Annotated in this window: 20 protein-coding genes and 1 tRNA gene; 12 read left to right on the forward strand and 9 right to left on the reverse strand. The window is 49.2% G+C overall.

From position 1 onward, the window contains the following. Positions 1-46: 46 nt before the first annotated feature. The 3 genes from ABD852_RS16390 to arr form a co-directional block, all read right to left on the reverse strand. On the reverse strand, positions 47-676 hold the full coding sequence (locus ABD852_RS16390; RefSeq protein ID WP_345030857.1) for a response regulator: 630 nt from the start codon (positions 674-676) through the stop codon (positions 47-49). Positions 677-762: 86 nt separating this feature from the next. Next, positions 763-3,783, reverse strand: a complete 3,021-nt coding sequence (locus ABD852_RS16395; protein WP_345030860.1) for a two-component regulator propeller domain-containing protein — start codon at positions 3,781-3,783, stop codon at positions 763-765. 96 nt (positions 3,784-3,879) lie between these two features. Further along, the gene (gene arr / locus ABD852_RS23090) at positions 3,880-4,293 is read right to left on the reverse strand and encodes an NAD(+)--rifampin ADP-ribosyltransferase (RefSeq protein WP_425568819.1); all 414 of its coding nucleotides are present in this window, start codon (positions 4,291-4,293) and stop codon (positions 3,880-3,882) included. A 619-nt stretch (positions 4,294-4,912) separates the two neighbouring features. On the opposite strand from arr, the gene ABD852_RS16405 reads away from it, so the two are divergent. The 5 genes from ABD852_RS16405 to ABD852_RS16425 all read left to right on the forward strand — a co-directional run bounded on the left by ABD852_RS16405 (position 4,913) and on the right by ABD852_RS16425 (position 9,578). Then, on the forward strand, positions 4,913-6,760 hold the full coding sequence (locus ABD852_RS16405) for a hypothetical protein (RefSeq protein ID WP_345030864.1): 1,848 nt from the start codon (positions 4,913-4,915) through the stop codon (positions 6,758-6,760). Between the two features lie 181 nt (positions 6,761-6,941). Beyond that, positions 6,942-7,667 carry a DUF6088 family protein gene (locus ABD852_RS16410; RefSeq protein WP_345030867.1) on the forward strand — a complete coding sequence of 242 codons (726 nt, stop codon included), beginning with the start codon at positions 6,942-6,944 and terminating at the stop codon, positions 7,665-7,667. Next, positions 7,664-8,647 (forward strand): nucleotidyl transferase AbiEii/AbiGii toxin family protein, encoded by a 984-nt coding sequence (locus tag ABD852_RS16415; RefSeq protein ID WP_345030869.1) that lies wholly within the window; start codon positions 7,664-7,666, stop codon positions 8,645-8,647. Before ABD852_RS16410 ends, ABD852_RS16415 begins: the two co-directional genes overlap by 4 nt. Before the next feature lie 361 nt (positions 8,648-9,008). After that, entirely contained in the window at positions 9,009-9,143 is a 135-nt protein-coding gene (locus ABD852_RS16420; RefSeq protein ID WP_345030871.1) for a hypothetical protein, read from the forward strand. 57 nt (positions 9,144-9,200) lie between these two features. Then, complete coding sequence (locus ABD852_RS16425) at positions 9,201-9,578, forward strand: hypothetical protein (RefSeq protein WP_345030873.1); 378 nt, start codon at positions 9,201-9,203, stop codon at positions 9,576-9,578. A gap of 131 nt (positions 9,579-9,709) precedes the next feature. On the opposite strand, the gene ABD852_RS16430 is transcribed toward ABD852_RS16425, so the two are convergent. Both ABD852_RS16430 and ABD852_RS16435 read right to left on the reverse strand, forming a co-directional pair. Then, positions 9,710-10,126, reverse strand: a complete 417-nt coding sequence (locus tag ABD852_RS16430) for a helix-turn-helix domain-containing protein (protein ID WP_345030875.1) — start codon at positions 10,124-10,126, stop codon at positions 9,710-9,712. 4 nt (positions 10,127-10,130) lie between these two features. Next, complete coding sequence (locus ABD852_RS16435; RefSeq protein ID WP_345030877.1) at positions 10,131-10,427, reverse strand: type II toxin-antitoxin system HigB family toxin; 297 nt, start codon at positions 10,425-10,427, stop codon at positions 10,131-10,133. Between the two features lie 230 nt (positions 10,428-10,657). Here ABD852_RS16435 and ABD852_RS16440 point away from each other — a divergent pair, with 230 nt between their 5' ends. Continuing rightward, positions 10,658-11,848, forward strand: coding sequence for an ATP-binding protein (locus tag ABD852_RS16440; RefSeq protein WP_345030880.1), 1,191 nt, complete (start codon positions 10,658-10,660; stop codon positions 11,846-11,848). A 318-nt stretch (positions 11,849-12,166) separates the two neighbouring features. Here ABD852_RS16440 and ABD852_RS16445 read toward each other — a convergent pair whose 3' ends face one another. Beyond that, positions 12,167-12,469 carry a hypothetical protein gene (locus tag ABD852_RS16445; protein ID WP_345030882.1) on the reverse strand — a complete coding sequence of 101 codons (303 nt, stop codon included), beginning with the start codon at positions 12,467-12,469 and terminating at the stop codon, positions 12,167-12,169. A 3-nt stretch (positions 12,470-12,472) separates the two neighbouring features. Beyond that, a complete protein-coding gene (locus ABD852_RS16450; RefSeq protein WP_345030883.1) occupies positions 12,473-13,807 on the reverse strand; it encodes a hypothetical protein in 1,335 nt (444 codons plus the stop codon). Positions 13,808-14,439: 632 nt separating this feature from the next. On the opposite strand from ABD852_RS16450, the gene ABD852_RS16455 reads away from it, so the two are divergent. Continuing rightward, positions 14,440-14,643 (forward strand): hypothetical protein, encoded by a 204-nt coding sequence (locus ABD852_RS16455; RefSeq protein ID WP_345030884.1) that lies wholly within the window; start codon positions 14,440-14,442, stop codon positions 14,641-14,643. A gap of 285 nt (positions 14,644-14,928) precedes the next feature. Here the strand turns inward: ABD852_RS16455 and ABD852_RS16460 are convergent. After that, positions 14,929-15,013, reverse strand: a tRNA-Ser gene (locus tag ABD852_RS16460). Positions 15,014-15,096: 83 nt separating this feature from the next. Then, complete coding sequence (locus tag ABD852_RS16465; protein WP_345030886.1) at positions 15,097-15,849, reverse strand: TrmH family RNA methyltransferase; 753 nt, start codon at positions 15,847-15,849, stop codon at positions 15,097-15,099. A 35-nt stretch (positions 15,850-15,884) separates the two neighbouring features. Between ABD852_RS16465 and tamL the strand changes: the two genes are divergently transcribed. The 5 genes from tamL to ABD852_RS16490 all read left to right on the forward strand — a co-directional run bounded on the left by tamL (position 15,885) and on the right by ABD852_RS16490 (position 24,117). Next, positions 15,885-18,335 (forward strand): translocation and assembly module lipoprotein TamL, encoded by a 2,451-nt coding sequence (tamL, locus tag ABD852_RS16470; protein ID WP_345030888.1) that lies wholly within the window; start codon positions 15,885-15,887, stop codon positions 18,333-18,335. 41 nt (positions 18,336-18,376) lie between these two features. Continuing rightward, positions 18,377-19,699 carry an MFS transporter gene (locus ABD852_RS16475; RefSeq protein WP_345030889.1) on the forward strand — a complete coding sequence of 441 codons (1,323 nt, stop codon included), beginning with the start codon at positions 18,377-18,379 and terminating at the stop codon, positions 19,697-19,699. A 147-nt stretch (positions 19,700-19,846) separates the two neighbouring features. Continuing rightward, positions 19,847-22,309, forward strand: coding sequence for a glycosyltransferase family protein (locus tag ABD852_RS16480; protein ID WP_345030891.1), 2,463 nt, complete (start codon positions 19,847-19,849; stop codon positions 22,307-22,309). Positions 22,310-22,439: 130 nt separating this feature from the next. Beyond that, on the forward strand, positions 22,440-23,036 hold the full coding sequence (locus ABD852_RS16485) for an RNA polymerase sigma factor (RefSeq protein WP_345030893.1): 597 nt from the start codon (positions 22,440-22,442) through the stop codon (positions 23,034-23,036). 112 nt (positions 23,037-23,148) lie between these two features. Then, entirely contained in the window at positions 23,149-24,117 is a 969-nt protein-coding gene (locus tag ABD852_RS16490; RefSeq protein ID WP_345030896.1) for a FecR family protein, read from the forward strand. The last annotated feature ends 43 nt before the right edge of the window (positions 24,118-24,160 follow it).

Consider the following 24,160-nt stretch of genomic DNA (forward strand, 5'->3'; position numbering starts at 1 on the left):
GTGAAGAGAAAATACGCTCGTCGCTATACGGACCGGTAAAAGCCTGTCAGACGATCCGGTTTTTTAAGGCCTTGGCCACGGCCTCGCTTTTTGAATTAACCTGAAGTTTTTCATAAATATTCCGGATATGGGTCCGGACCGTGTCAATAGATATGTTCAAATCGGCTGCTACCATTTTGTAGCTATTGCCATCTACAAGCGATTTCAACACTGCTTTTTCCTTTTCGGTAAGGCCGTAGCTTTCATCCCCGGGCGACATACCGGCGAACATCCGGAGCACCTGCGTCGCGATGGAGGAGTTCATGGGCGCTCCGCCTTCGTAAACATCCCGGATCGCGCTGATTATTGCAGACGGCGTGCTCTTTTTCAACACGTAACCGTTCGCGCCCAGGCGGATCGCGTCATAGATATTCCGGTTGTCGTCAAATACGGTCAGCATAATGATTCTTACCTCCTGGTTCTTTTTCCGGATCATGCGTACGCCTTCGATACCGCTGGCGCCCGGCATATCAATGTCCATCAGCACCACATCGGGTTTCAGCAGCGCAACGTCGGCTGCCGCAGACTCGCAGTTGCCGAATTTGCCCACAATCGTGAACTCGTCGGTTTCATCGAGCAGCAGGCCCATTGTTTCCCTGAATTGCAAAACATCGTCGTAAAGGAGTACCCGTATCATAAGTTCAGTTTTCAGATCCGCCTCCTGCAGTGAGGCGATTTGACCTTACAAAGATCGCAGCCCTGACATTCGAAAACAACGCATATTCATGCGATAGGCATCAACAAACTGATGGCAGTACCCTTTCCCGGTTCGGAAACAACCGTGAGTCTTCCCTTTAGATTTCCCGCCCGGTTCTGCATGTTTTTCATACCATTTCCCCTTACCGTACTGGCAGTTTGCGTTTCGGTGAAGCCTACGCCGTCGTCGGTGATGGTCAGCATCAGCTCAGTGCCTTTTTTTGACAATCCGACCACGACCAGGCTACACCCGGCATACTTTACGATATTGTTGAGCGCCTCCTTGAAAATGAGGAAAATCTCACGCCTGGCTTCCATGGAGAGGTGTAGCTCCGACACGCGCGGATCTGTTTCAAAACGATAATCGATTTGTTTGGGCTCCAACACCGAACCGGCAGTTTCCTTCATCCTGGCTACCATCTTTCCTATACTGTCGTTCCCGGGATTGATGCTCCACACAATGTCATCCATTGCTTCCATCATCTGGTGGGTGCTTTGGTTGATAGTATCCAGGTATTTTTTGCTTTTTTCCGCATCAAGCGATTTCTGCTGCAACGCAATACTACTCAGGATATTGATCGTACTCAGGGTCGATCCCATGTCATCGTGCAGGTCGCGCGCCAGCCGGTTCCTGACCTTTTCTATATGCAGCAGTTTCTGAAGCCTCAGCCGGTGAAAATAAAAGAGCACGCAGCCGGTAAACACCGCCATTAGCAGGAAAAACCAGATGGTCTTCCAGAAAGGGGGCCTGATCCGCATGTTCAGGTGGGTGATGGCCGGGGAATAATCGCCCTGCTCATTTTTTGCCCGTACCATAAAACGATAGCGGCCGTCGGGCAGGAAATTATAATTGACCTGGCCGCCTTTTACGAGGGGAACCCAGGCTTCATCAAGCCCTTCCATTTTGTATTCATACGTAATCCTTTCCCGGTCCGAAAAACTGATGGCGGCGAAATCAATCCTGAAACTGTTGTGCGTATAAGGCAGCAGGATGGTTTCGGACCGGAGGAGGGAGTCAACGGGAAGATACCGGTTATTCAACTGGAAACCGGTGATGGTTACATCGGGCGGACGGCGGGCAGTTTTATATTCGGCGGGGTCAAAAATCACCAGGTGCTGGTTACCGCCGAACGCCAGTCTGCCGCTTTTCAGGCCGGCACTTCGCTCCGGCACATAGCTGTTGTTATGAATGGTAAGGAGCCCGTCCTGCTGGGAATATTTGGTGAGGGCCTTTGTTACCGGGTTAAATTTATAAATACCTGAAGCCCCTCCCAGCCAGACATTCTGATCCTGATCTTTCAGAAGGGCGAATATGGTCCCGTTAAGCGACCCGGTGTGAACATTTTCAAAGTTTGCCCGATAGGTTTTCGGGTGGATGGCGCCCAGGTGTTCGCCGGCAACAAGTACGAGTGTATCGTTTACGGGCATGATGTCACGGAGCCCGGCAATATCGCTGGTTGCGGCTTTTTGGATATCTATGGTTTCCAAAAGCCTGTCGTTCTGCGCATCGATCACCAGTATCCCTTTCCCGCTTACAGCTACCCAGAGCCGGTCTCCAGGTAAAAATACCATACGGCTCACGGGACCGCCGAAAGAAAACACCTTGCGGAAAGAAGCCTCAACGAGCGGCAGCGCAGGGTCATAAGTCCAAACGTCGCCATTTTGAAGCCCGATCCATAACCTGCCGGCCCGGTCTGCGGCAATTTGCCTGATCTCGCTGCTTTCAAACATTCCGGGCTTAAAAAGCACCGCCGTTTCCCGGCCGCCATTGTACCGGGCGAGGTACCCCAGGTCACAGCCGGCCCAAATATTTCCGAAGGCATCTTCGCAGAGCGACATAATTCGCTGCGCAGGATCCCCCAACCGGTTAAGCGCCGCGACCGGTTCCACGTGCACGTTGTTGAATTCGTTGCTCAGCACAAATGCTCCGCGCCCCCAGGTTCCGATCCAAAGCTTGTTTTGCCGGCCCACCAGTAAACTACTGATAACTGAACGCTTTTTTTCCTGGCTGAAAAGAATGTGCGTGTACTGGTTCCGGGTACCTGACGTATAATACAGGCCATTGTCGGTTGCCACCCACAAAATTCCTTCACGGTCCTGGAGAACACTGGTAACTACATTGAAATGAATACCGTAGGGGTTGCTGACCGGCGAGCGGAGATCGGCAAACGATTTCCCGGTTCGGGCCCGCAAATAATTCTGCCCGTAAGCCACTGTAACCGAATCTTCGAAACTCCCGAACCCGTATACTTCAAAAGGGGCGTCGTGGTCGGGGCCGTTCATCCCGAGGGTGTCGCCGCTGAATTTCCCCTTGTTTCCGTCAAAGCAGAAAAAACTGCTGCCCGCTGGTCTCCCGGCCACCATCCAGTACCTGTTTTTCCTGTCTATATGCAGCCTGGCGATTGCGGGCGGCAACAATGGGCTACCGAGTATCGGGTCTGAAGATTCCCCCGGGGACCGCGAATAATACCGTTTTGTTTTTTTATCCCAATACCCCAGGTCATTGCGCGACAAAACCCAATACCGGTCCAGGCGCGGGTCAGGCACGACGTCAATCACCGGAAGCGAATCCGGTAGAGAAAAAGGATTGTTCCGCCTTGAAAAACTTCCCCGTTCCTTGTCGTAATACTGACAGTTTTTCCCGACGTGGACCAGGAAAACCCGGCCCGATTCGTCTTTCCGGAGCCACACCTTAAACGGGCCGTAAACTTCTTTACTGCCTTCGTAAGCGACGTAACGCACCGAAAAGTCATGCACATTCAATATCCCGATCCTGCTGCCCGCCCTGATCCATACCTTTCCTGATCCGTCCTCCAGTACCTGGTCGACCCGTCCTTCCATTGCGGTCCGGAAGTTGAGGCCATCGAATCGTTGTAAACCGCTTTGGGTCCCGATCCACAGATAGCCCGTTTTGTCCTGCCATACGCAGAGAACATGATTGGAAAGCAGTCCTTCCCCGATAGACAACCGGTTAAAAATGTAACTCTGGCCGTGGCTATACCGGCTTGCCAGCAGGAAGATAACGATGAGGAGCGCCCTGAAAATCATGCAACAAAGTTAACAGAATACCAAAACGGGTTGATCGCATGAATATGTGATTACCGGGCAAGGTTTCCGGGAAAAGCGCGCCACCTACCCGCAATGCTAATTGATGATTTTCCCTTGGTTACTGGCCAGCTTTTCACGCCATTTCTGAATCTGCTCCGGCGTCTGCCGTACCCAGTCCGGTACCTCGCCCACTATTTTCAAGGGTGCGCTGCTACGGTAAGAGCGCGTGGGATTACCGGGAAACTTTTTATCGGTCACGTTGGGATCGTTTTCATAGCTTCCCGTCGGCTCTACGATATACACGCGTTCCGGTCCGCTTCCTTTGGCCAGCGCGGCGGCCAGCCCGGCGCCATTTACCAGGGCTGTAAAATAGATGTGATTCATCACGATGGCCGCATCATAGTTGGATACCGAACCCGCAGTGAGCATATCCCCAACCTGTAAATCTGCTTTCGTTCCGTGATAGAAGGGCCCTTTATCAGAGGGTTTTTCGCTGAATGTGGCTGCCAGCTCCCTATTCTTTTTCGCAGGCTCGTGTTCGCCCAGCTCCGCATAGCATCCGGCGATCTTTTGATACAGCGAAGGGAATGCGCCTTTAACCCCTTCGTCATTCACCTGCAAGGCCAACTGCAGAGACGTTTCAAGCCATTTTAGCCGGTCGCGGGTGGTATCCTGGTGGCGTGCCAGGTAGTACGCCGCCATAAATTTCTCATAGTCGTTTGTGGCTACCTCCCAGGCCCGGCGAAAGCAGGCGCGCGCTTCTTCGGGTCGGTTGCTACCTTCCATTTCCATTCCCTGGAGACAGTGCTTTACAACGGGGTTGTTGGGATTGAATTCCATCGGGTTGATTTTCGGGTTAATGAGTTCTCTAACTAACGGACTTTGCGCTCCGCCGCGTATATCCTTCGTCGAGAAGGTCAGGCAAACGCCCGGCTAGTTGAAACCGGTGCAGGCTGGGATCTAACCATCGGAGCCTGCATTTTGTAGAATCACAGCGACTATTTTATACTTTTGCGTAACCAGTCTGAGCTATTGTGAACCGATATTGGTTACTCAACGACATTCCTGCCCGCTAATATCTTCACAATAAGCAGACTGTAGTCAATTTCCTCTATTTATATTCTCAACGATGAAGAATTTTACGCAAACTTTGTTTCTCGTATTGATGGTATTAACGGCTTCAGGCCAGGGCATTCTCCCCGGGCTTCCGCCGCGGCCGGCAAAGAAAGACACTGCCCCGGGAGCCGTTCAGGCTATCCACCCTGAAACTCCATTGCCAAAAATAACGGGCTATGCGAACAGGGGAAATTCCGATGCCAGGACAGCTGCCTCCTGCTCGCGGATTAATTATCCCGCACCCGCGGGTTGGGGTGCTACAAACTATTACACGGGAGCGACGGTAGGCTCCGACGGATGGATCAACGGCATGAACGTATACCAGGATAAAGCAAAAGCCATGTATTTCGACCTGTCTTCCGGTACAGAAACGCACCTGACGGAAGTCTACGTGGGTTTTGGACGTACTTACTCCGCCGATCCTGAAAAGACGATAAACGTTCGGGTATACGACGGCACCTCCAACCGGCCGGGTGCGGTACTCGGTGAGGTGCCTTTCAAAATGAAAGAGATCATGCAGCACCATGCGGCAGGTCTCTATACCTCGGCCGTATTCAGGAGCCCCGTACAGCTTCCGGCCTCCAGGAAAATTTTTGTAGGCGTTGATTTTTCGAACCTTCGCTGGAATAACACGGTCAAAGACACGTTGTCAATTATCAGCAATACGGCCGGACAAACCAACCCGAGCGCAATCTGGGAACTGCAATCCGATAATAACTGGTATCAATACACCACCGCTGGAAGCTGGAACCTGAGTGCCTCGCTTTACGTACACCCGTTTCTTGCGTCGCCGCCCCCATCGATTGCACTTGCTTCTTCTGCAACTTCGGTTTGCGAGGGCATGACCCTGAACTTTAGCGCCGCGGGCTCGACTTTTGAATCCGGCATTCTATGGAGCTCCGGCAACGGGAACCTCGTTGCCTCAGACGATAACCTGGGGACGGCAGTTTTCAGGTTTGACACGCCCGGAAGCCAATGGGTGAGGCTGTCGGTAGCGGGCGGGGGATGCAGCACCGTACTTAATGACTCCGTTCAAATCACAGTCAACGCCAATACCTCGACTACAGGGTTGGCGGCTTCTTCCAACAATATTCAACCCGGGACAGAAGTCACCTTTACCGGCTCAGTAGCAGGTGGGGTCGTCAACCCGGTTTTCGGCTTTCACCTGAACGGTACCGAAGTCCAGAAGACTACCTCGAACGAGTGGAAATCAAGCACGCTGCAGAATGGTGACGTAGTGCAGGTATTTGTTACTTCGGCCGGCGCCTGTGTCGGGCCGTCGCAACCGATCACGGTGCAGGTTCAGCTTCCCGTAAAATTGGTGCGCCTGGATGTTACGGAAAGGGAGGCCGGCACCCGGATTACCTGGGAGGTAGCCGAAGAGGAAAACGTTTCCCATTACGATATTGAAGCGGGTACAGGCGGGCGCACTTTCAGAAAGATCGGCAATGTAAAAGCTTCCGGCAAAGCGGAAAGAAAAACGTACGCTTTTAATGATGGTGCGCTATACGGTTTATCACCGGTCTATTACCGCCTGCGCATCGAGGATTTCGACGGGAGCTTTACTTATTCTCCGATCCTGGTATTTTACCCTCGCCACCAGGTGAACCTTGTTAAAGTCTATCCCAATCCGGGCAAGGCGGGACGGCCGTTGCGTATTGCTATTGCCCGCAGTGCCCAACCCGTGGCGAGAGTTACCTTGTACACGCAGGCGGGCCTTTTGGCAGGCGCGTATACGGTTGAAAAAACGGGGGATTCTTCTTTCAGTCTACCGGCAGAAACACCCGGCGGGATTTATTTTATTTCGTGCTATAGCAGCGAAGGCGCCCTGTTGCAAACGTGCAGGCTTGTAGTGGATTAGTAGCGCGGGTCAGGAATGGCGAACCGAACGAGCGATATAAGCAAAGAAGCACTGCCTGAGGGTGGTGCTTCTTTGTTTTAAAGGATTGTGGTTGGTTGCAGCGCCGGTGGCTCACGCTAAAATGTCCAGTTTTTTATATAAAAAACTGGACATATTAAAAACAAAACCCTATTATTGTCACATGAAAGCGTCTGATATCGTAACATCCCGGATAAATAAGCTTCCCACCGGCTATGTTTTTACCTATACCGATATATCTGGTGATATTGAAAGGAAAGAGGCCGTGATCAAAGCTTTGAATCGCATGGCACAATCAGGCAAGATCACCAAGTTGGCCAAAGGGAAATACTACAAGCCGGAACGCACCCTATTTGGAAACCTGGTTCCAGATGAAGCCCAGGTTGTAAAGGACCTGCTGGAAGACAATGGAAAAATTACCGGCTATCCTACAGGAGCCAGCATTTACAACCGTCTCGGGCTATCCACCCAGGTGAGTAACACGATAGAAATTGGCAAAAATGAAGTGCGACCAGCCTTCAGGCGGGAACGGTACACGATCTCATTTGTGAGGCAGAAAAACACGATCACAAAAGAAAATATCCCATTCCTGCAAATCCTAGACGCTGTCAAAAACATCAAAAAAATACCGGATGCGACACTGGAATCATCTTTACGAAGGCTGCTTGCTATACTTAGAGACTTGTCGGAAACTGATCATATAAAAATGATCCGCCTGGCTGCAAAATATCCTCCAGCTACGAGGGCGCTGCTAGGAGCTCTTCTGGAAGATTTGGGAAAGGAAGGTGTGACAACGCCCCTCCGAAAAACGTTGAACCCGATTACCAGTTATACGTTTACCGGGATAGGAAGCGTGGTTAGCTCGGCAAAAAACTGGAACATCAAATGAGATTACACGAAGATCCACGTCTTTTCAGGCAAGCAGTTCAGTTCACGGCAGATCAAATGCAGATTCCGGCAATCTATGTAGAAAAAGACTACTGGATTACGTTTGCACTGAAGACTATCTTCGAAAGCGAGATCGGCGTCGACACTGTGTTTAAGGGAGGGACCGCGCTCTCAAAATGTTACGCCATGATAAATCGTTTCTCCGAAGATATCGACCTCGTGGTTTTTCGGAGAGAGGGAGACTCAAACACAAAACTGGCAACCAAAATCAAAACGATAGGCGCAGCAATAAATGCCGTTTTGCCGGAAATCCGAATCGAAGGCCTAACCCACAAAATGGGCATGAGCCGTAAAACTGCACATACTTATCACAAGGAATTTGCCGGGGTCTATGGGGAGATAAGAGATGTCATTATTGTGGAAGCCACCTGGCTCGGGTATTTTGAACCCTATACTACCCGGCCAATCAACTCGTTTGTCGGATCCATGATGCTGGCCAACGGGCAGGAAAAAATTACAGCGGATCTTGAATTGACTCCCTTTGAAGTTCTCGTTTTAGAACCGGTGAGAACAATTTGTGAGAAAATAATGAGCCTGGTACGGTTCTCCTATGGAGAAGAGCCGATTACAGATTTGAGAAAAAAAATCAGACATATCTACGATCTCCACCAATTACTACAGCAGACAGAGTACTCCAATTTCCTTAATTCCACCAGATTCGACCAAATGCTTTTACGGGTTGGTCAAGATGATGTTGTCAGCTTTAAGAACAATAACCGATGGCTTGCCAACCATCCGAAAGATGCTTTGATATTCCGCGATATTGAAGTTATCTGGAAAGAGTTGCGCGGAGCTTATAACAGGGATTTTAGAAACATTGTATATCAGGAGCTCCCTACTGAAGCAGCAATACAACAGACACTGTATGAAATAAAAAAACGCCTGGAAACTGTTGTGTGGTCTTTGACAATCGCAAAATAAACTTCCATCAATTGCACATCGGCAGCTGCAGACCATCATCTCTTTTTCTTTTACACCATTTTGTCTCAGCATCACCAGAACTTCCGGCCATTCTGAATTCTCGATTTTCCGGCCGCTCACACAAGCAAAAAAGCTTGTCCTCTCCTAGAAAAATTAGATCCAAAACTGCAAACCCGAAGGATCGTCTGACTCGGTGTCTGCCTCGTACTTCATTCAGTTGGTCCCCAGCTTTTATGCGCTTTATTTTGCACCTTTACAACCGTTCCCGCCTGTCGTGGGTCGTAAAAGCTATACGTCAATATGAGAAAGAAGTTTTTTTACCAAAACACCTTGGAGCAGAGATGACAAATAGATGTTGTCAATGGTAGCGCATCTGCCGGATGGTCATCCCGAATGGAACGCAGTGGAACTGAAGGATCTCCTGTTGCAAGAAAAAAGTCCTCTGAAAGGGATTGGGTACGGGGAGCGGGAGATCCCTCCACTGCGGTCGGGATGACCCTCCGGTCGGTGCTCCCCCATCCATAGTGCTGTCAATATAAGAATCATAAAGAACATGAAATTTGTATTTCCATTTTTAGCGGCGCTGATGTTAGGCGTATCCGGATGCAACCAAGAAAAAGATACGCTTAAGCCCAGCGCGGAAAATTGCCACTCCGGCAAGATTGTCAAAAGCGTCAGAAATCAAAAAGGGATCGTACAGTCCAACGCTTCCGGGGACCAATATTCAATCAGCATCCCTATACCCGGCACTTATGATTCCGTTGATGTAGGACTTATCTGTGAAGCCTCGTCAATCCCCAAACAAGCCGGACTTAAGGTATATGTCAGCGGTAACTTCTACGCTTATACAGGGGACAAGAAAACTGGATACCCCGCCGGAGTAGAATTTTACCTTCTGGATGTCACGTCGTATAAGGTTCGGGATGAGTGAGGGGCGTAACAACCCGATATGACCTTCAACTCTATTCCCGGCCCTGACTATCAGAATAAAAGATCCGGAAACTTTTCCTTGAAGTATTTTCTGTCTCTATCGATGTTATTGATGACTTCCGTTGTTCCGTCTTATGCAAATTCCAAAATAAGTTTGGGATCAATATTCAGGGTTTTATACAGCTTTTTGGCCAACTTCATGGATACATTTCTTTTACCTGTCATAATCTGACTCAGGGTGTTCTCCTTTACATCTAGCAATTCCGCTGTCTGGCGCTGATTCAGCGCTTTCCTCCTTATCTCATTTTCTATAGATATAATAAGCGGGTTTTTTACCTTCAAATGCTTAAAATCCATATAAATACTTTCATAATCGGCAGCCAGAGCCATGGCCCGGCCTAATTCCTGCGTATATTCATTATCTGCATCAGGGTCTTTCAGGTACCCGTTCCGGGTGGCATAATCCACCATCTTGTTGATATACCCCATCACCTCGTCATAGGTTTGACGATCTGTGATACTTTCTATACTCTGAAATTTCTTTTCCATGGTATTATAAATTTTCGATGTCTTTGATCTTATCGTACTCGGCGTGGGTTCCGCAAAACCTGATCTGCATTATCCCATTGATAAAAACTATCAGCACAAGGAACCGATATCGATTCCCCTTTATATTGAAAACATAACGGCCGTTGCCCACATAGTCCGCACTGGGAAACAAGCTTTTCAACTCATTGTGGTTCTTAAAATCGTTGTTTTCAACAATCTCAATCCACCTGTTCACAGGAGCTATGGCATCAGCATGTTTGCCCATGAGCTCATCTAATACCTCTTTGTTAAGTATTCTCATCTTACTGCAAATATACAACAACTTCACAATTTGTGAAGTTCATTAGGCATCAAAAACCTATTTTCCGTCTGGCAGGAAGAAAAGCGTGGATGATGGAAGAGGCGGCATCATGACCGGAGCCGGATTGGATTCATATAGTCTCAAGGCAAAATCCCGTGTAAGCCTATGATAATCAAATGCACTTTTTGATATGCATTTTCTCAGTATATTTGCATATTAAAAAGTGCAAGATGGAAAAACTACTTCAGCAATCAGAAGGTTTGGTTACACGTACTCTTTCCCCGAAACGTCGATACCTTTTTGATCAGGTAAACTGGAAAAACCGTTTGATAGGAATTAAAGGAGCCCGCGGCACCGGAAAGACCACTATATTGCTTCAGCGGCTAAAATCCCTTGATCTCCCGCCGACAGTGGCAGCTTATTTCTCCCTGGACGATCTTTATTTTACTGTTCATCCGCTTTCTCAAGTAGTGGAGAAATTTTACCGGCAGGGCGGAAAATATTTGTTTCTCGATGAAGTGCACAAGTACCCGGCATGGAGCGCCCACATCAAAAATCTGTATGATTTTTATCCGGATCTGAATATTGTCTTCACCGGTTCTTCGATTATCGATATCGTTCGGCAGGAAGCTGATCTGAGTCGTCGTGCCCTTATGTACGAACTGTTCGGCCTTTCCTACCGGGAATTCCTTGAATTTTCAGAGATAGGGGCCTTTCATCCCATTTCTTTGGATACGCTGATATCTCCCGCCCGGGAATGGCGTCGTGGCTTTCCCACTGACTTCAGGCCATTACAGCATTTCCGTGATTACCTTCAGTTTGGCTACTATCCGTTTTCATTGGAGGGTAAAGAAGGCTATGGTGCCCGGCTCAACCAGCTTATCCGTACCATTGTGGAATACGACATGGCCGAGCTTCACGACTTTGATATCCGCAATGCAAAAAAAATGCTTCAGTTACTATATGTGCTATCAGCCAATGTCCCTTTTAAGCCCAACTTAAAAATGCTGGCTGAAAAAAGCGGTATACATCGAAACACCGTGAACTCTTACCTGCATTTCCTAGAACAGGCAAGGCTTATCCGTCAGCTTTACCCGGCCGGAATCAGCGTTGCTATTCTGCAAAAGCCTGAGAAAATTTACGTTGACAACACAAACCTAGCCTATGCACTACACCCCGGCGAGCCGGACAAAGGCAACCTACGCGAAACTTTCTTCGCCTCTCAACTTCGGGTAAGCCATCAACTGACCTATCCGTCACACGGCGATTTCCTGGTTGACGAAAATTATATTTTTGAGGTGGGGGGCAAAAGTAAAGGCAATAAACAACTGCAGCATATTCCCAATGGTTTCATCGTGGCCGATGATACCGAATATCCCATTTCGCAACTTCCTCTTTGGGTTTTTGGATTTTTGTATTGAAAATCTATCGGATGTTCGCCCCCTTCCACCATAAAACAAAAAGCACTGAAAATCAGCGCTTTAAAAACCAGCAAGCTACAGGGGTTCCAGTCGAACACCTGATACCGTTTTTGGATGCATTTAAGTGACTAATATTCAGTATGCTGCTTCCTTTGGAAAAGTAAAATGAATAAATCGGATCGTGCTTCTCCTTCTATTTGTTTAACATTTTACCTATCTTTTTATGGAGCATATATTTAACATACGATATATTCCGGAAGTCACTTAAACCTACAATATCTCCTAGCTTGTTAACCGGGCAGAGATGCCGTATTATCTTCATCCCAAGGGGATGGTCTGGGCATACGCAAGAAATTGTGGGAAAATATCCCATGCTTTTTCAGCCAAACTGGATAAAAATGCGGATATCACCGTTGCAGCACCTTTCCTAACCAACGATTCCTTTTTATTATCAGTCAGGTTTTTAATCGCCTCTAACAATTGGAGCCTTTCATCTTCATTCCTACTTTCATTCTCAATCAAGACTTTAATAGCTTCAAATACAGCAGAATCGGCAGTATAAGTTACATTATTGTGGCTGCCAACAATATTCTGGTTTCCTACTATTTTTATATTCTTCATAATTTATATCGCTATAATCACCTGAGTGTTTTTGTCACCAACTATATTGTAGCTGCCATTTATATATATGTGTATATGTAGCGCTAGAGTATAATTATTTCCATTTCGCGTTTCCGTCATAGATATTGAATTATCATAACTAAGCAATTTAGAAATGGAATTTTCGTTTCCCATTCTTTCTAGCATGTCAACCCATACTTTCTGATCGGATTGTATCTTACAAGAGTTTCGTAGTTCTGTAGATAGTACTGAAAATTTAGCTACACCGTTTTTAGTGCTTACACACAATGGGTTATCTGCGGGAAAGGAGGCTACCGAAGGAATGCTGGTTATCCAAGGATTCGTCTCTACACGACCTGCTATCAACGATTCCGCCCAATACTCTCTTTCAGCCTGATGACATGAGTTATATACCAGTGATGAAACCGATAGAATATTGGAATCCCAAGAATTTGCCTTTACTTGGCCTGCTACTAACGATACTGCACCATATCCTCCTTCAGGCTGATATAATGAGCTGTATGCTAATGGAGAGGCAACTGATGGAATATCGGATGCCCAAAGGCTCGTCTTTACCCGACCTGTTACCAACGATGCTGCGGTATATCCGCTGTCGGGTTGGTATAATGAGCTGTACGACGATGGAGAGACAACCGATGGAATATCGGATACCCAGGGACTCGTCTTTAGCTGACCTGTTATCAACGATGCTGCGGTATATCTGCTATCGGGTTGGTACAATGAGCCGTATCCTAATGGAGAGGCGGCTGATGAAATATCGGATGCCCAAAGGCTCGTATTTACCTGGCATGCTACTAACGATACTGCACCATATCCTCGTTCTGGCTGGTATAATGAGCTGTATGCTGATGGAGAAGCGACCAATGAAATATCGGATACCCAGGGATTGGTCTTCACCTGGCCTGTTACCAACGATGCTGCCATGTAACCATTTCCGTATTGATGCAATGGGCTATACAATGATGGGGAGCCTGCCGATAGGATATCGTAATCCCAAGGATTCGTCTTTACCCGGCCTCCCACCAATGCTGCTGCTGTATAGCCACTATTGCCCTGATATAACGAACAGGGTAACCGTGAGGAGGCATCTATAACGCTTTCAGAAATTCTACCGAAATTACATACCTGGTCTATAGCATGTAAATTATTAGATATAGTATCTAACGATCGCTCAAGAGAGCCAGTACCTTTTGTAATTTCTCTATGCATGAGTTGCGGAAAACTCAAGCTCGAATAGCTTTCGGTATCAGTACATTCGGCACCTTTTTTAACCTTGTTGGATTTCTTCCCCACCTCCATTCTCTTTTTTTTATTCATGATAAAAATTGTTCTGTGTGTGTCATATAAATAATGATTGCACTTTTAAAAGTACATCAAGACAAAATTAATCAAAATCTATCACATAGATAATATTTGTCTATCATAAAATCCACAAAAACCCTTATAAGGCGTTATATTTCAGTATAATAAAATTAAAATATAAACAAATAGCATTCTCTTAGAAATCTGTAACACCGCCAACATACTTACGTATCCGTGAGATACTCCCATATCTTCACCACTTTGGGCCTCCATAGCGTTAGTAAGTACAAAATTGTCACTCATAAAAATGTGTACAAAGTGAACTGCGGTTTTTAAGCAGACAAAGAGTATGGATTTAGAACACTTAATAGCGGAATGAAAAATATGTTAGCAATCTACGACCTGGAAGTTAATACAGGAGAAAATGAAGCGCCCTGCCAAAACAAGGGCAGTCATTGATCACGAAATCCCTTTACGCGGTGTATTGAAATGTCATTGTGGCAATCCTTTATCGGGTGCAGCATCCAGAGGAAAAGCCGGAAAGTACTTCTATAAATGCAGGCACGCCAAACATAATAACATTAGTGCCACCAAAGCGCAAGAGCAGCTAATGGGAGCGTGCAGCCTGATGAACCTTCCGATGTCCCATGTGGAAAATAAAGGCCGAATGCAGGACTTCTGTTCAGCGGGAAGTAAAGAATAACCACAAAAAAGTAATTGAGAAACAGCAGCAACTGGCAGACATAGAGGAGAAACTGTTTACCGTAGAAGAAAAGTGGATCAGGAATGGAATTATCAAAGGTACTTATGAGCGCTGGTATGGTAACTATAATGACAGATCCCTACCTTAAAAGGAGCTATCGAGCGTTTGAGTGCAGACCATAGCCATGCCTACAAAATATTAGAAAAGAACATGGATTATCTGACCGATATCCGGTATGTGTACTCGGAGGCCGATACGCTGCAAAAGAGAGAATTTATACACCTGGTGTTCGACAACAACTTATACTACCAAAACGGTATTTATCGAACACCCACTATGATGGGCATCTTCACCCATAATCATCTGGAAATAAGCAAGAAAGAATACTTGATTTACGAAAAAAAGGGGAATTTCGTAAAGAAATCCCCCCAAGCAGAGAGTGAGGGATTCGAACCCCCGGTACCTTGCGGTACAACGGTTTTCAAGACCGCCGCGATCGACCACTCCGCCAACTCTCTAAAAGTCAAAACACATTCGTTTATGCGTTTTGTGGGTGCAAATGTAGGGGTTTGTTTGATTCACACCAAATTCTCGGAAAAATTTATTTCCATTGCCGCCGTATGTTGTCACATACCACTGCCGTGGCGATGCCCGCATTCAGCGACTCCGCCCCGCCGAAACGCGGGATCGAAATCTTTTCGGTTACATAGGCCGCTACCTCACCGCTGATGCCGTTCGCTTCGTTGCCCAGCACCAGGTAGCCTCCTTTCGGACCAAATACGGCATCATAGACCGAAGCCCCCTCCAAAAAAGTGCCGAATACCGGCGCCGGCGCGGCCGTTTCCAGGTAGGCCGGAAGCTCGGCGTAATACATCTGCACCCGCGTAAACGAGCCCATACTCGCCGCAATGACCTTCGGGTTGTAAAAATCGGTTGTGGTAACGGAGCATACTATTTTAGGAAAACCGTACCAGTCCGCGATGCGGATAATGGTGCCCAGGTTGCCCGGATCGCGGATATCGTCGAGCACAATCACAATTTCCTGGCCGCTGACATCCGTAAATCTGTTTTCTTTCGTTTTAGCAATGGCTACGCAGGCGTTGTTGCTCTGAAAACTACCTATTTGCGCAAGATCGCCTTCCGTCGCCGGAACAGTGTCCACACCGGTTGCCCGGAGCAGCGTCGCGTGGCTGTCCAGGAAATCTTCCGTTGCCGCCACCAGCTCAACCTCGAAGTCCGATTCCAACAGTTCCACCACGCTTTTGGCGCCTTCTACCGTGAAAGATTGGTGAATCTGTCTGAACTTTTTAATTTGCAGCGATTTATAATATTTGATTTGGTTTTTTGAAAGCATATTTTGAAAATCAGCGCCTTGTAAGTCTTCTTCTTGTGACTCTCTTTTCCGTCTGGTTCTCAGGGTGTGCCACCACGAAAACCGATGGCAGGAAAGAATACCTCCTGGGGAACACAGTCTTTAAAGGCAATAAAGTTATCAAAAATGAAGATATGGAGGCGCTTATTCCGACCAAACCCAATCGTCGGTTCCTGGCTCTGCCCCTATATCCGTACCTCTGGCTTTACCGCGTCGGTGAAAGTGTCTATAACAAAGAACACTACCGCCGCCGGTTTTCAGACCTTACACTTGAATACCAAATCAAGGCGGCCGACACCAGCCTGACCACCAAAGCCCAAAACAAGCTCCGGAAAAAATACGCGCGCCGTATCGAAAAGGCCCGTCTCGGCGTAGACGAAGGAAACTGGTGGATGCGCGTGCCCGGCGAACCACCGGTTTTTCACTCCAAAGCAGATGTGGAAAAGAACCTGGAAAAGATCAGGTCGTACCTCTTTAACCGCGGTTTTTTTGAAGCCACGGTCAGTGCAAAGTCGGATACCTCTTTCCAGCGGGTGCGCAACACCTATCACATCACGGAGGGCCGCCCCACCATTATCCGTGACGTCACGGTCCGCAGCCGCAACAAGGACATCGACAGTTTGCTGCACCATGGCCGCGGAGCCAACAGCAAGCTCAGGCAGGGCGACCGCTACGACCAGGCGGTGTTCGAAGAAGAAAGGATACGCATTGAATCGCTGCTCAAAAACAATGGTTTTTTTGCTTTTGGGCGCCAGAACATTTCCTTCCTGATCAACGATACCATCAGGCTTGATACCGACAGCCTCCGGAAAACCATTGACATCAGAACTTACGTAGCCAACACACCACCGGCGGGCGGACAAAAACGGTTCCGGATAGACAGCCTGGTCGTGGACATTCAGCCCTCCAATGGCCTTCCCGCGGCGCTGAATATCGCCGATACAGTCACATACCAGGGTATAATGTATATCCACCGCGACAAAAGGTATTCTCCGCGCATCCTCAATTCCATGATACGGCTCCGTCCTGACAGCGTTTTCAGCCAGCTGGACGAGCGCTACACCCAACGACAGCTGTCGCTTACCGACCAGTTCCAGTTTGTCAACGTCATGTTTGACTCCACCGGGAACAAGCTCAACGGCCGCATCAACATGATCCCCCTCAACAAATATGAGCTGTCGACCGACTTGGGTCTCAACGTAATTCAATCACAGGCGCCGGGACCGTTTGCAACGTTTTCCTATAAGATCAGGAATGTGTTCAACGGCCTCGAGAACTTCGAGGTAAATCTCAGGGGCGGTATCGAAGCGGTTTCCGGCTATGGCGGCCGCAACTTGCTGTACCGGAGCACCGAGCTGGGTCTGAACAGCTCGCTTACCTTCCCGCAGCTGCTCGTGCCCGTAGGCGGAATCCGTTACAAATACGGCCACCTCAACCCCAAAACGCAGGTAAACCTGGGGTACAACTACGTGGATCGCCCGGAATACGTAAGAACCAGCATTAAATCTGCCGCTACCTATTCACTACAGCCCAATAACCACGTATTCTATAACCTGTCGCTAATCGACCTCAGCGTGCTCAACACGCAGCGGATCAATTCAGAGTTCCAGCAATTACTCGACTCACTGGCCATACAAGGCAACAATCTGAGAAACAGCTTTTTACGCTCCTTCGTGTCGGACATCAACTTTACTTTTGTCTACAATACCAACCCCTTGTTCGGCGCTCCGGAAAATGCACGGTACCTGCGGGCGTCGGTTGAATCGGGCGGCACCACGCTGAACTTCCTCCCGGGCCAGATGAATATCATCAATAAGATTGTCAACCCTGGAGCGGGACGCGATACGCTGCAATTTTTTAAGTATATCCGGTGGAATTTTGATTTCCGGAAATACTGGCGCATCAGCAACACCAGCTCCTTTGTAGCCCGGATCAACGCCGGCGGCGTGCATAGCTACGGGGGCGGCAGAAGGGGTATCAGCAGCGTTCCGCCTTACGAGAAGTACTTTTTTGCAGGCGGCTCCAACAGTGTGCGGGCCTGGCTTCCCCGCCGTTTGGGCCCTGGTTCTACCAAGCCCCGCTATACCTCCAACAATCTTTCCATTGAGTCGCCGGGAGAGTTCCTGCTGGAAGGAAACCTGGAGCTAAGAGGACATCTCGCCAATTTCTTCGGAAAGATCAATTATGCACTGTTCCTTGATGCCGGGAACGTCTGGAACATGTCCGGCTCGGAGCTGGGGCCAGGCACCTTGCGGGCGAACCGTTTTTTTAAGGAAATTGCGGTGGGAACCGGCTTCGGCCTGCGTTATGATTTCAGCTTTGTTGTGCTGCGGTTCGATTTCGGCGCTAAAGTGTACGATCCGTTTCTCCAGCGATTTGTGCTCGATGAGCTGAAGTTTAACAAGCTGTTTAACAACCGCCAAACCAATTTCCTGAACCTCAATATCGGGGTGGGTTACCCGTTCTGATATTTTTCTCTCCCCACCCCTATTTTCAAGCAAGTACCCGCATGAAGAAAAATGACCCCAAACTGATCAATGCCTGGTGCATGTACGACTGGGCCAATTCGGTTCATAACCTGGTGATCACGGCCAGCGTTTTCCCGGTCTACTTCAGCGCCACCGCACTCGCCGAAGACGGAAGCGACGTGGTGAGCTTTTTCGGGCACCCCGTAAAAAATACGGTGCTCTTCTCCTATTCAGTTTCGGTATCGTTCCTCCTCATTGCATTGCTCATCCCGTTTTGTACCGCAATAGCGGACTATACCGGGCGGAAGAAGACCTTCATGAAATTTTTCTGCTACCTGGGTGCGACCAGCTGCGCGCTGCTGTTTTTCTTCAAACGTGACACCCTGGAGTTTTCGGTACTCGCTTTTATGTCGAGCCTTATCGGGTGGAGCGGCAGCATTGTTTTTTACAATTCTTTTCTCCCCGAAATAGCTACCGAAGACAATTACGACCGGTTCAGCGCCAGGGGCTTTGCCTGGGGCTATGCCGGAGCAGTGCTGTTGATGCTGTTTAACCTGACCATGATTATGTTCCCCGCTTTCTATGGCATCACCGACAAGTCGCTGCCGGCCCGGCTGTCATTTTTGTCGGTGGGCGTGTGGTGGGTGGTTTTTGCACAGATACCTTTCAGGAGGCTGCCCAACAACATTTATGAGCGCACACCCACGGGCAACTGGCTTTTTAACGGCTTCAGGAAACTGGGAACCGTATTTCGCCAGCTACAGAAACAGGTGATGCTCCCGCGTTACCTGATCGCCTTCTTTATTTTCAACATGGGCGTACAGACCGTGATGTACGTAGCGACGCTTTTCGGCGCCAATGAATTAAAACTACCAGCCAAGAGCCTGATTACGACCATCCTCCTTATCCAGGTGATCGGCATCGCCGGTTCTTATTTTTTCTCCTGGTTGTCTGGAAAAATAGGAAATATTTATGCGCTAATGGTGGGGGTCGCTACCTGGATCGGTATATGCGCCGGCGCATACTTTGTAACCAAAGAAGAAGAATTCTACATGCTGGCCGCCACCGTCGGGATGGTTATGGGCGGCATACAGGCATTGTCGCGGGCAACCTATACCAAGCTCATTCCCGACGACACCAAAGACACCGCTTCGTATTTCAGTTTCTATGACGTAACAGAAAAAGTTTCACTGGTGCTCGGTACTTTCACCTTCGGCTTTATTGATTCTGTCACCGGCAGCATGCGCAACAGTGTGTTGGCATTGCTTATTTACTTCGTGATCGGGTTGCTCCTGCTGGCCAGGATTCCCTCCCAAAAAACTTACCGCTACCGGCTCGATAGCGACACCCCCTCCGGCGGATGAGCTCCCCGGCCGGCCGGCGCCAATACCGGCTTTTTGAAACCTGCCAACTGTATTCGAGAAGCCGGCATAAGCCGGCCGATAGCCCCTTTTTAACGAAAGGGCGTAAAATCTGGTAAACAATACCCGCTTATTTTACCCGTCGTCAATATGCAGTTCCGTTTTCTCAAAGCTATTTCTCTTGCCACTTTCCCTTATCACCGATTCATAAGCCCCGTCCTGCTCTTATGCATGGTTCTGCCGGGACGCCTTTTCGCCGCTGCCCCGGCACTCGATTTTTCGAAGGCAATTATTGTCAACGCCTCCGACAAATCCGAAACCGAAACCGCAGCGATCCAAATGTTCATCGAAGAAGTGATGGCGCGCAGCATCGTCCGGTTGCGGGAGCAGGCGCCCGCCAATGTTCCTCAAATTGTAGTGGGTACCCGGTCTTCCATCATGAAACAACAGGCGTACGCCAAATGGATCACCGCACAGGCCGACTCCAGGCCGGACGGCTTCACCATCAGCCTGGTTGACGGCAACAGTGCTGCTCCGAAGCTCCTGGTACTGGGCAACGACAGCCGGGGTTTGTTGTTCGGAATCGGGTATGTGCTGAGAAAATCTTCTTTCGCGAAAGGCAAAATCTCGATTCCACTTTCTATACCTGTCACGACGGCACCCGCAGTACCGATCCGCGGACATCAGTTGGGCTACCGGCCAAAAGTCAATTCGTACGACGGTTTCACAGTGCAGATGTGGGAGCAATACATTCGCGATCTCGCCGTATTCGGCACGAACGCCATAGAGCTCATGGCCCCTTTTACGGACGATGACTCCGACAGCCCCATGTTCCCGCTTCCGCAGAAAGAAATGCTGGTTGAAATGAGCGGTTTGTTGAAAAAATATGGCCTGGATGCATGGATCTGGTACCCGCTTATGCACGGTGACTATAGCAAAAAAGAGGTAATTGAACGGTCACTGCAGGAAAACGACTCCATTTTCCGCAGCATGCCCAAGCTTGATGCCGTTTTTGTACCCGGCGGCGACCCCGGGAAGCAGGACCCCGATGTGCTGTTCAAACACCTCGAACGCCAGTTGAAGCTTCTTCACAAATATCACCCGAAAGCACAGATCTGGATGTCCCCGCAAGGATACAATGCAGAGTGGATGGACAAGTTTATCAGGATCATGAAGGGGAAACCCAAGGCCCTTACCGGCATTGTACATGGTCCCTGGACGCGCATGGACGCCGATTCGCTCCGCAAAATCATACCGGCGGAATACCCCATCAGACGGTACCCGGACATCACGCACAATATTGACGCCCAGTACTATGTACCGGATTGGGATTTCGCCTATACGGTCACCGAAAACCGGGAAAGCATTAACCCCCGCCCCCTCGACCAGCAGACTATTTACAAAGCAGTAGACCCGGCCTCCTTCGAAGGCTTTATCAGTTACTCCGAAGGCGTAAATGACGATGTCAACAAAATTATCTGGAGCGGACTCGGATGGAACCGTGACACCCCGGTTATTGATATTCTCCGCGACTATAGCCGGTATTTCATTGGCAGCCAATATACTGACGATTTTGCCCAGGGCCTGCTCAGCCTGGAACAGAACTGGCGAAAGGCGCTCCTGACCAACCAGGGCGTCTACAGTCACCACGCCATTTTCCAGGCGCTGGAAAAGAATGCGTCGCCCGCCGTCAAGCTCAACTGGCGCTTCCAGATGGCGTTGTACCGTTCGTACTATGATGCTTATACCCGCAGCCGCCTGGTGTACGAAAATCACCTTGAAGATGCAGCCTTGAGCGCGCTGCGCGGTGCGTCACAGACAGGGAGCCTCCAGGCCATGCAAAAAGCTCGGAATCTCCTGGCCAGGGCAACCGAAGAAAGGGTTTCTCCCGACTGGAGGCAACGGGTGTTCGAATTGGCCGAAGCGCTTTTCCAGAGCATCAGGATGCAGCTCAGCGTTTCCAAATACCATGCCATCGCAACCATCAGGGGGGCTAATCTCGACCTGGTTGATTCGCCGCTCAATAACCGTTTCTGGCTGGAAAAACAATTCGACAGGATCAAAGAAATGAAAGACGAAGCCAAGCGGATACAGGAAATACAACAGCTGCTGGATTGGGAAAACCCCGGCCCGGGAGGCTTCTATGACGACCTCGGCAACCCCGACCACCAGCGTCACCTGGTCCTGCATGACAACTATGCCAAAGACCCCAACTCCTTCCATTCGGTTTTTGCGGGCCTGCCCGGAGGATACAGCCTCGAAATGGACAGAATTCGGCAATGGCGCGTTTCCTGGAAGACCTACATGCAGACCATCTACGGCCTGCCCCTGCAACTCCGGTACGAAAATCTTGACCCCGGAGCCGAGTACCAGGTAAAAGTGACTTACATAGAAGACATCCCGTTGAAACTGACTGCCAATAACGGTATTGTCGTACATGATTTTGTTATGCCGGAATTTGATCCGCGCCCGCTGGTGTTCGATGTACCGGCCCGGGCCACGCAAAACGGCACACTGACGCTTAACTGGCAAATAGACCCTAATGGCGACGGGCCGGGGCGCGGCTGTTCGGTAGCTGAAGTATGGTTAATCAAAAAAAACGCTAAACCCTAACCACCGTAATGAAGGCTGTCAGCCGGCCGGACGAGTAGAAATCAGGAAAAACCGTATATTAGAGGCACGGGGCCCTCCGGTAAGCCCGGAGGGCTTTTTTCAATTCAATCTGCTAGTCTTCCGACAGGCCATGGATAACGCATTGGCAAAATTGAGCGATCCCGAACTGGTCGTAAGGATCAGGGAGGGCGAAAAGCGCGCATTTGAAGCGTTTTATCTGCGGTATCATGCCCATGTATACCACCTGTCGCTGCGTTTCCTCAAAAAAACGGAACCGGCCGAAGAAGCCGTTCAGGACGTGTTTCTGAAGTTCTGGCAAAATAGAGCGGCCCTTGATCCCGGACGTTCAGCCAAAGGATATCTTTTGCGGTCCTGCAAAAACCACCTGATCAACGAGCTGGCAAAAAAGGGAGCCAGGTTTGAATCCATCCATACCCATTCCGACGAAATCGCGGGTATGGACAGCCCGGTTGACGACCTGGTCTTTTCGGAATACGCGGCGCTGCTTGACAAAGGCATAGCTTCGCTTCCCGCCCAACGCCAGCGTGTATTCCGCATGTATCGCCTTGAAAACAAGAACCTGGAAGAAATAGCCGCCGAACTGGGGACCAGCAAAGGCACCGTCAAGGATCACCTTCTGAAAGCCCACCGGTATCTGCGGACTTATGTCAAAAACCTCGCCGGGATCCGGATCGACATGCTGCTCCTGTTTTTCCTATGGCTTTGACGCCTCGTCTGCTTTTTTCAAAGTATTCTCTTCAATAATTTATTTTTTTCCGCACCGGGCATGTCTACCCGCCTTATATCCTGTATTGAATGGTAGCAAGTACCGCTACAGTATGCAAAACAGAGTTAAATCACTTATTACCCGGTACCTGGAACAGGCGCTGACCGACGACGAACGTGCGGAGCTTTCGCGCCTTTTACAGACAGAACAGGGAAAACAGGTACTGGGCGAGATGATCGACCAGGAAGCTCAGATCATTTTGATGAACGCGCTCTGTCTGGCCCCGGCCACGACAGACCGGATCTGGAGCCGCATCGAAGAAAACCTGGAAACAACAACTGCCCGGAAAATCAACTGGCGTATATGGGGCTGGGCGGCATCGATCCTGCTGCTGCTGGGTGCCGGCCTGGTTTTCCGGCTCTACCAACCGGTGGGAGAAAAGCTCTATTACGCAACCGGGAAAGGGCAGAAACGGAGCATCATTTTACCTGACGGGTCGCTGGTAACGTTGAACAGCAACTCTAAAATTTCATTCATTCAGAATAACAGAACCAGGAACGTAACCCTGTCCGGCGAAGCTTTCTTTGATGTGAAACGCAACCCTGAAAAACCTTTCAAAGTGGCGGCCACCGGCATTCAGATCAAGGTCTTGGGGACTTCTTTTAACGTAAAGGCCTACCAGGAAGACCAGGCGGTTTCCACCACACTGCTGGAAGGGAAAGTCCATTTGGAAACTGACGCCGGCAACGGAATGGAGATGAGCCCGAACCAGCAGGTTCATTTCAGGAAGCAGGACCTGGCACTTGTCCCCGGAGATATGGCCGCCTATTACCAAAATAACTGGCGCAGCGGGAAATTGGTTTTTGAAGATGAACCGCTGGCCCATATCCTGCCGGTGCTTGAAAAATGGTATGGTGTAAGGTTTGAAGTAGCTCCTAAAAATGCGAAATGCCGGTTCAGCATGTCGATAGAGACCGAAACACTCGACCAGATGCTCCGGTTTTTCGAGCTTTCCGAAGGTATTAAATTCAATCGTTCCGCCGGGGGAGTCATCTCGTTAGGCGGAGATTTGTGCAGATAACCAAACCCAGCAACCTGACCCTTAAGAAAATGTAAAAACCTCA

The sequence above is a fragment of the Ravibacter arvi genome, from assembly GCF_039540405.1.
GTDB classification, from domain to species: Bacteria; Bacteroidota; Bacteroidia; order Cytophagales; family Spirosomataceae; genus Ravibacter; species Ravibacter arvi.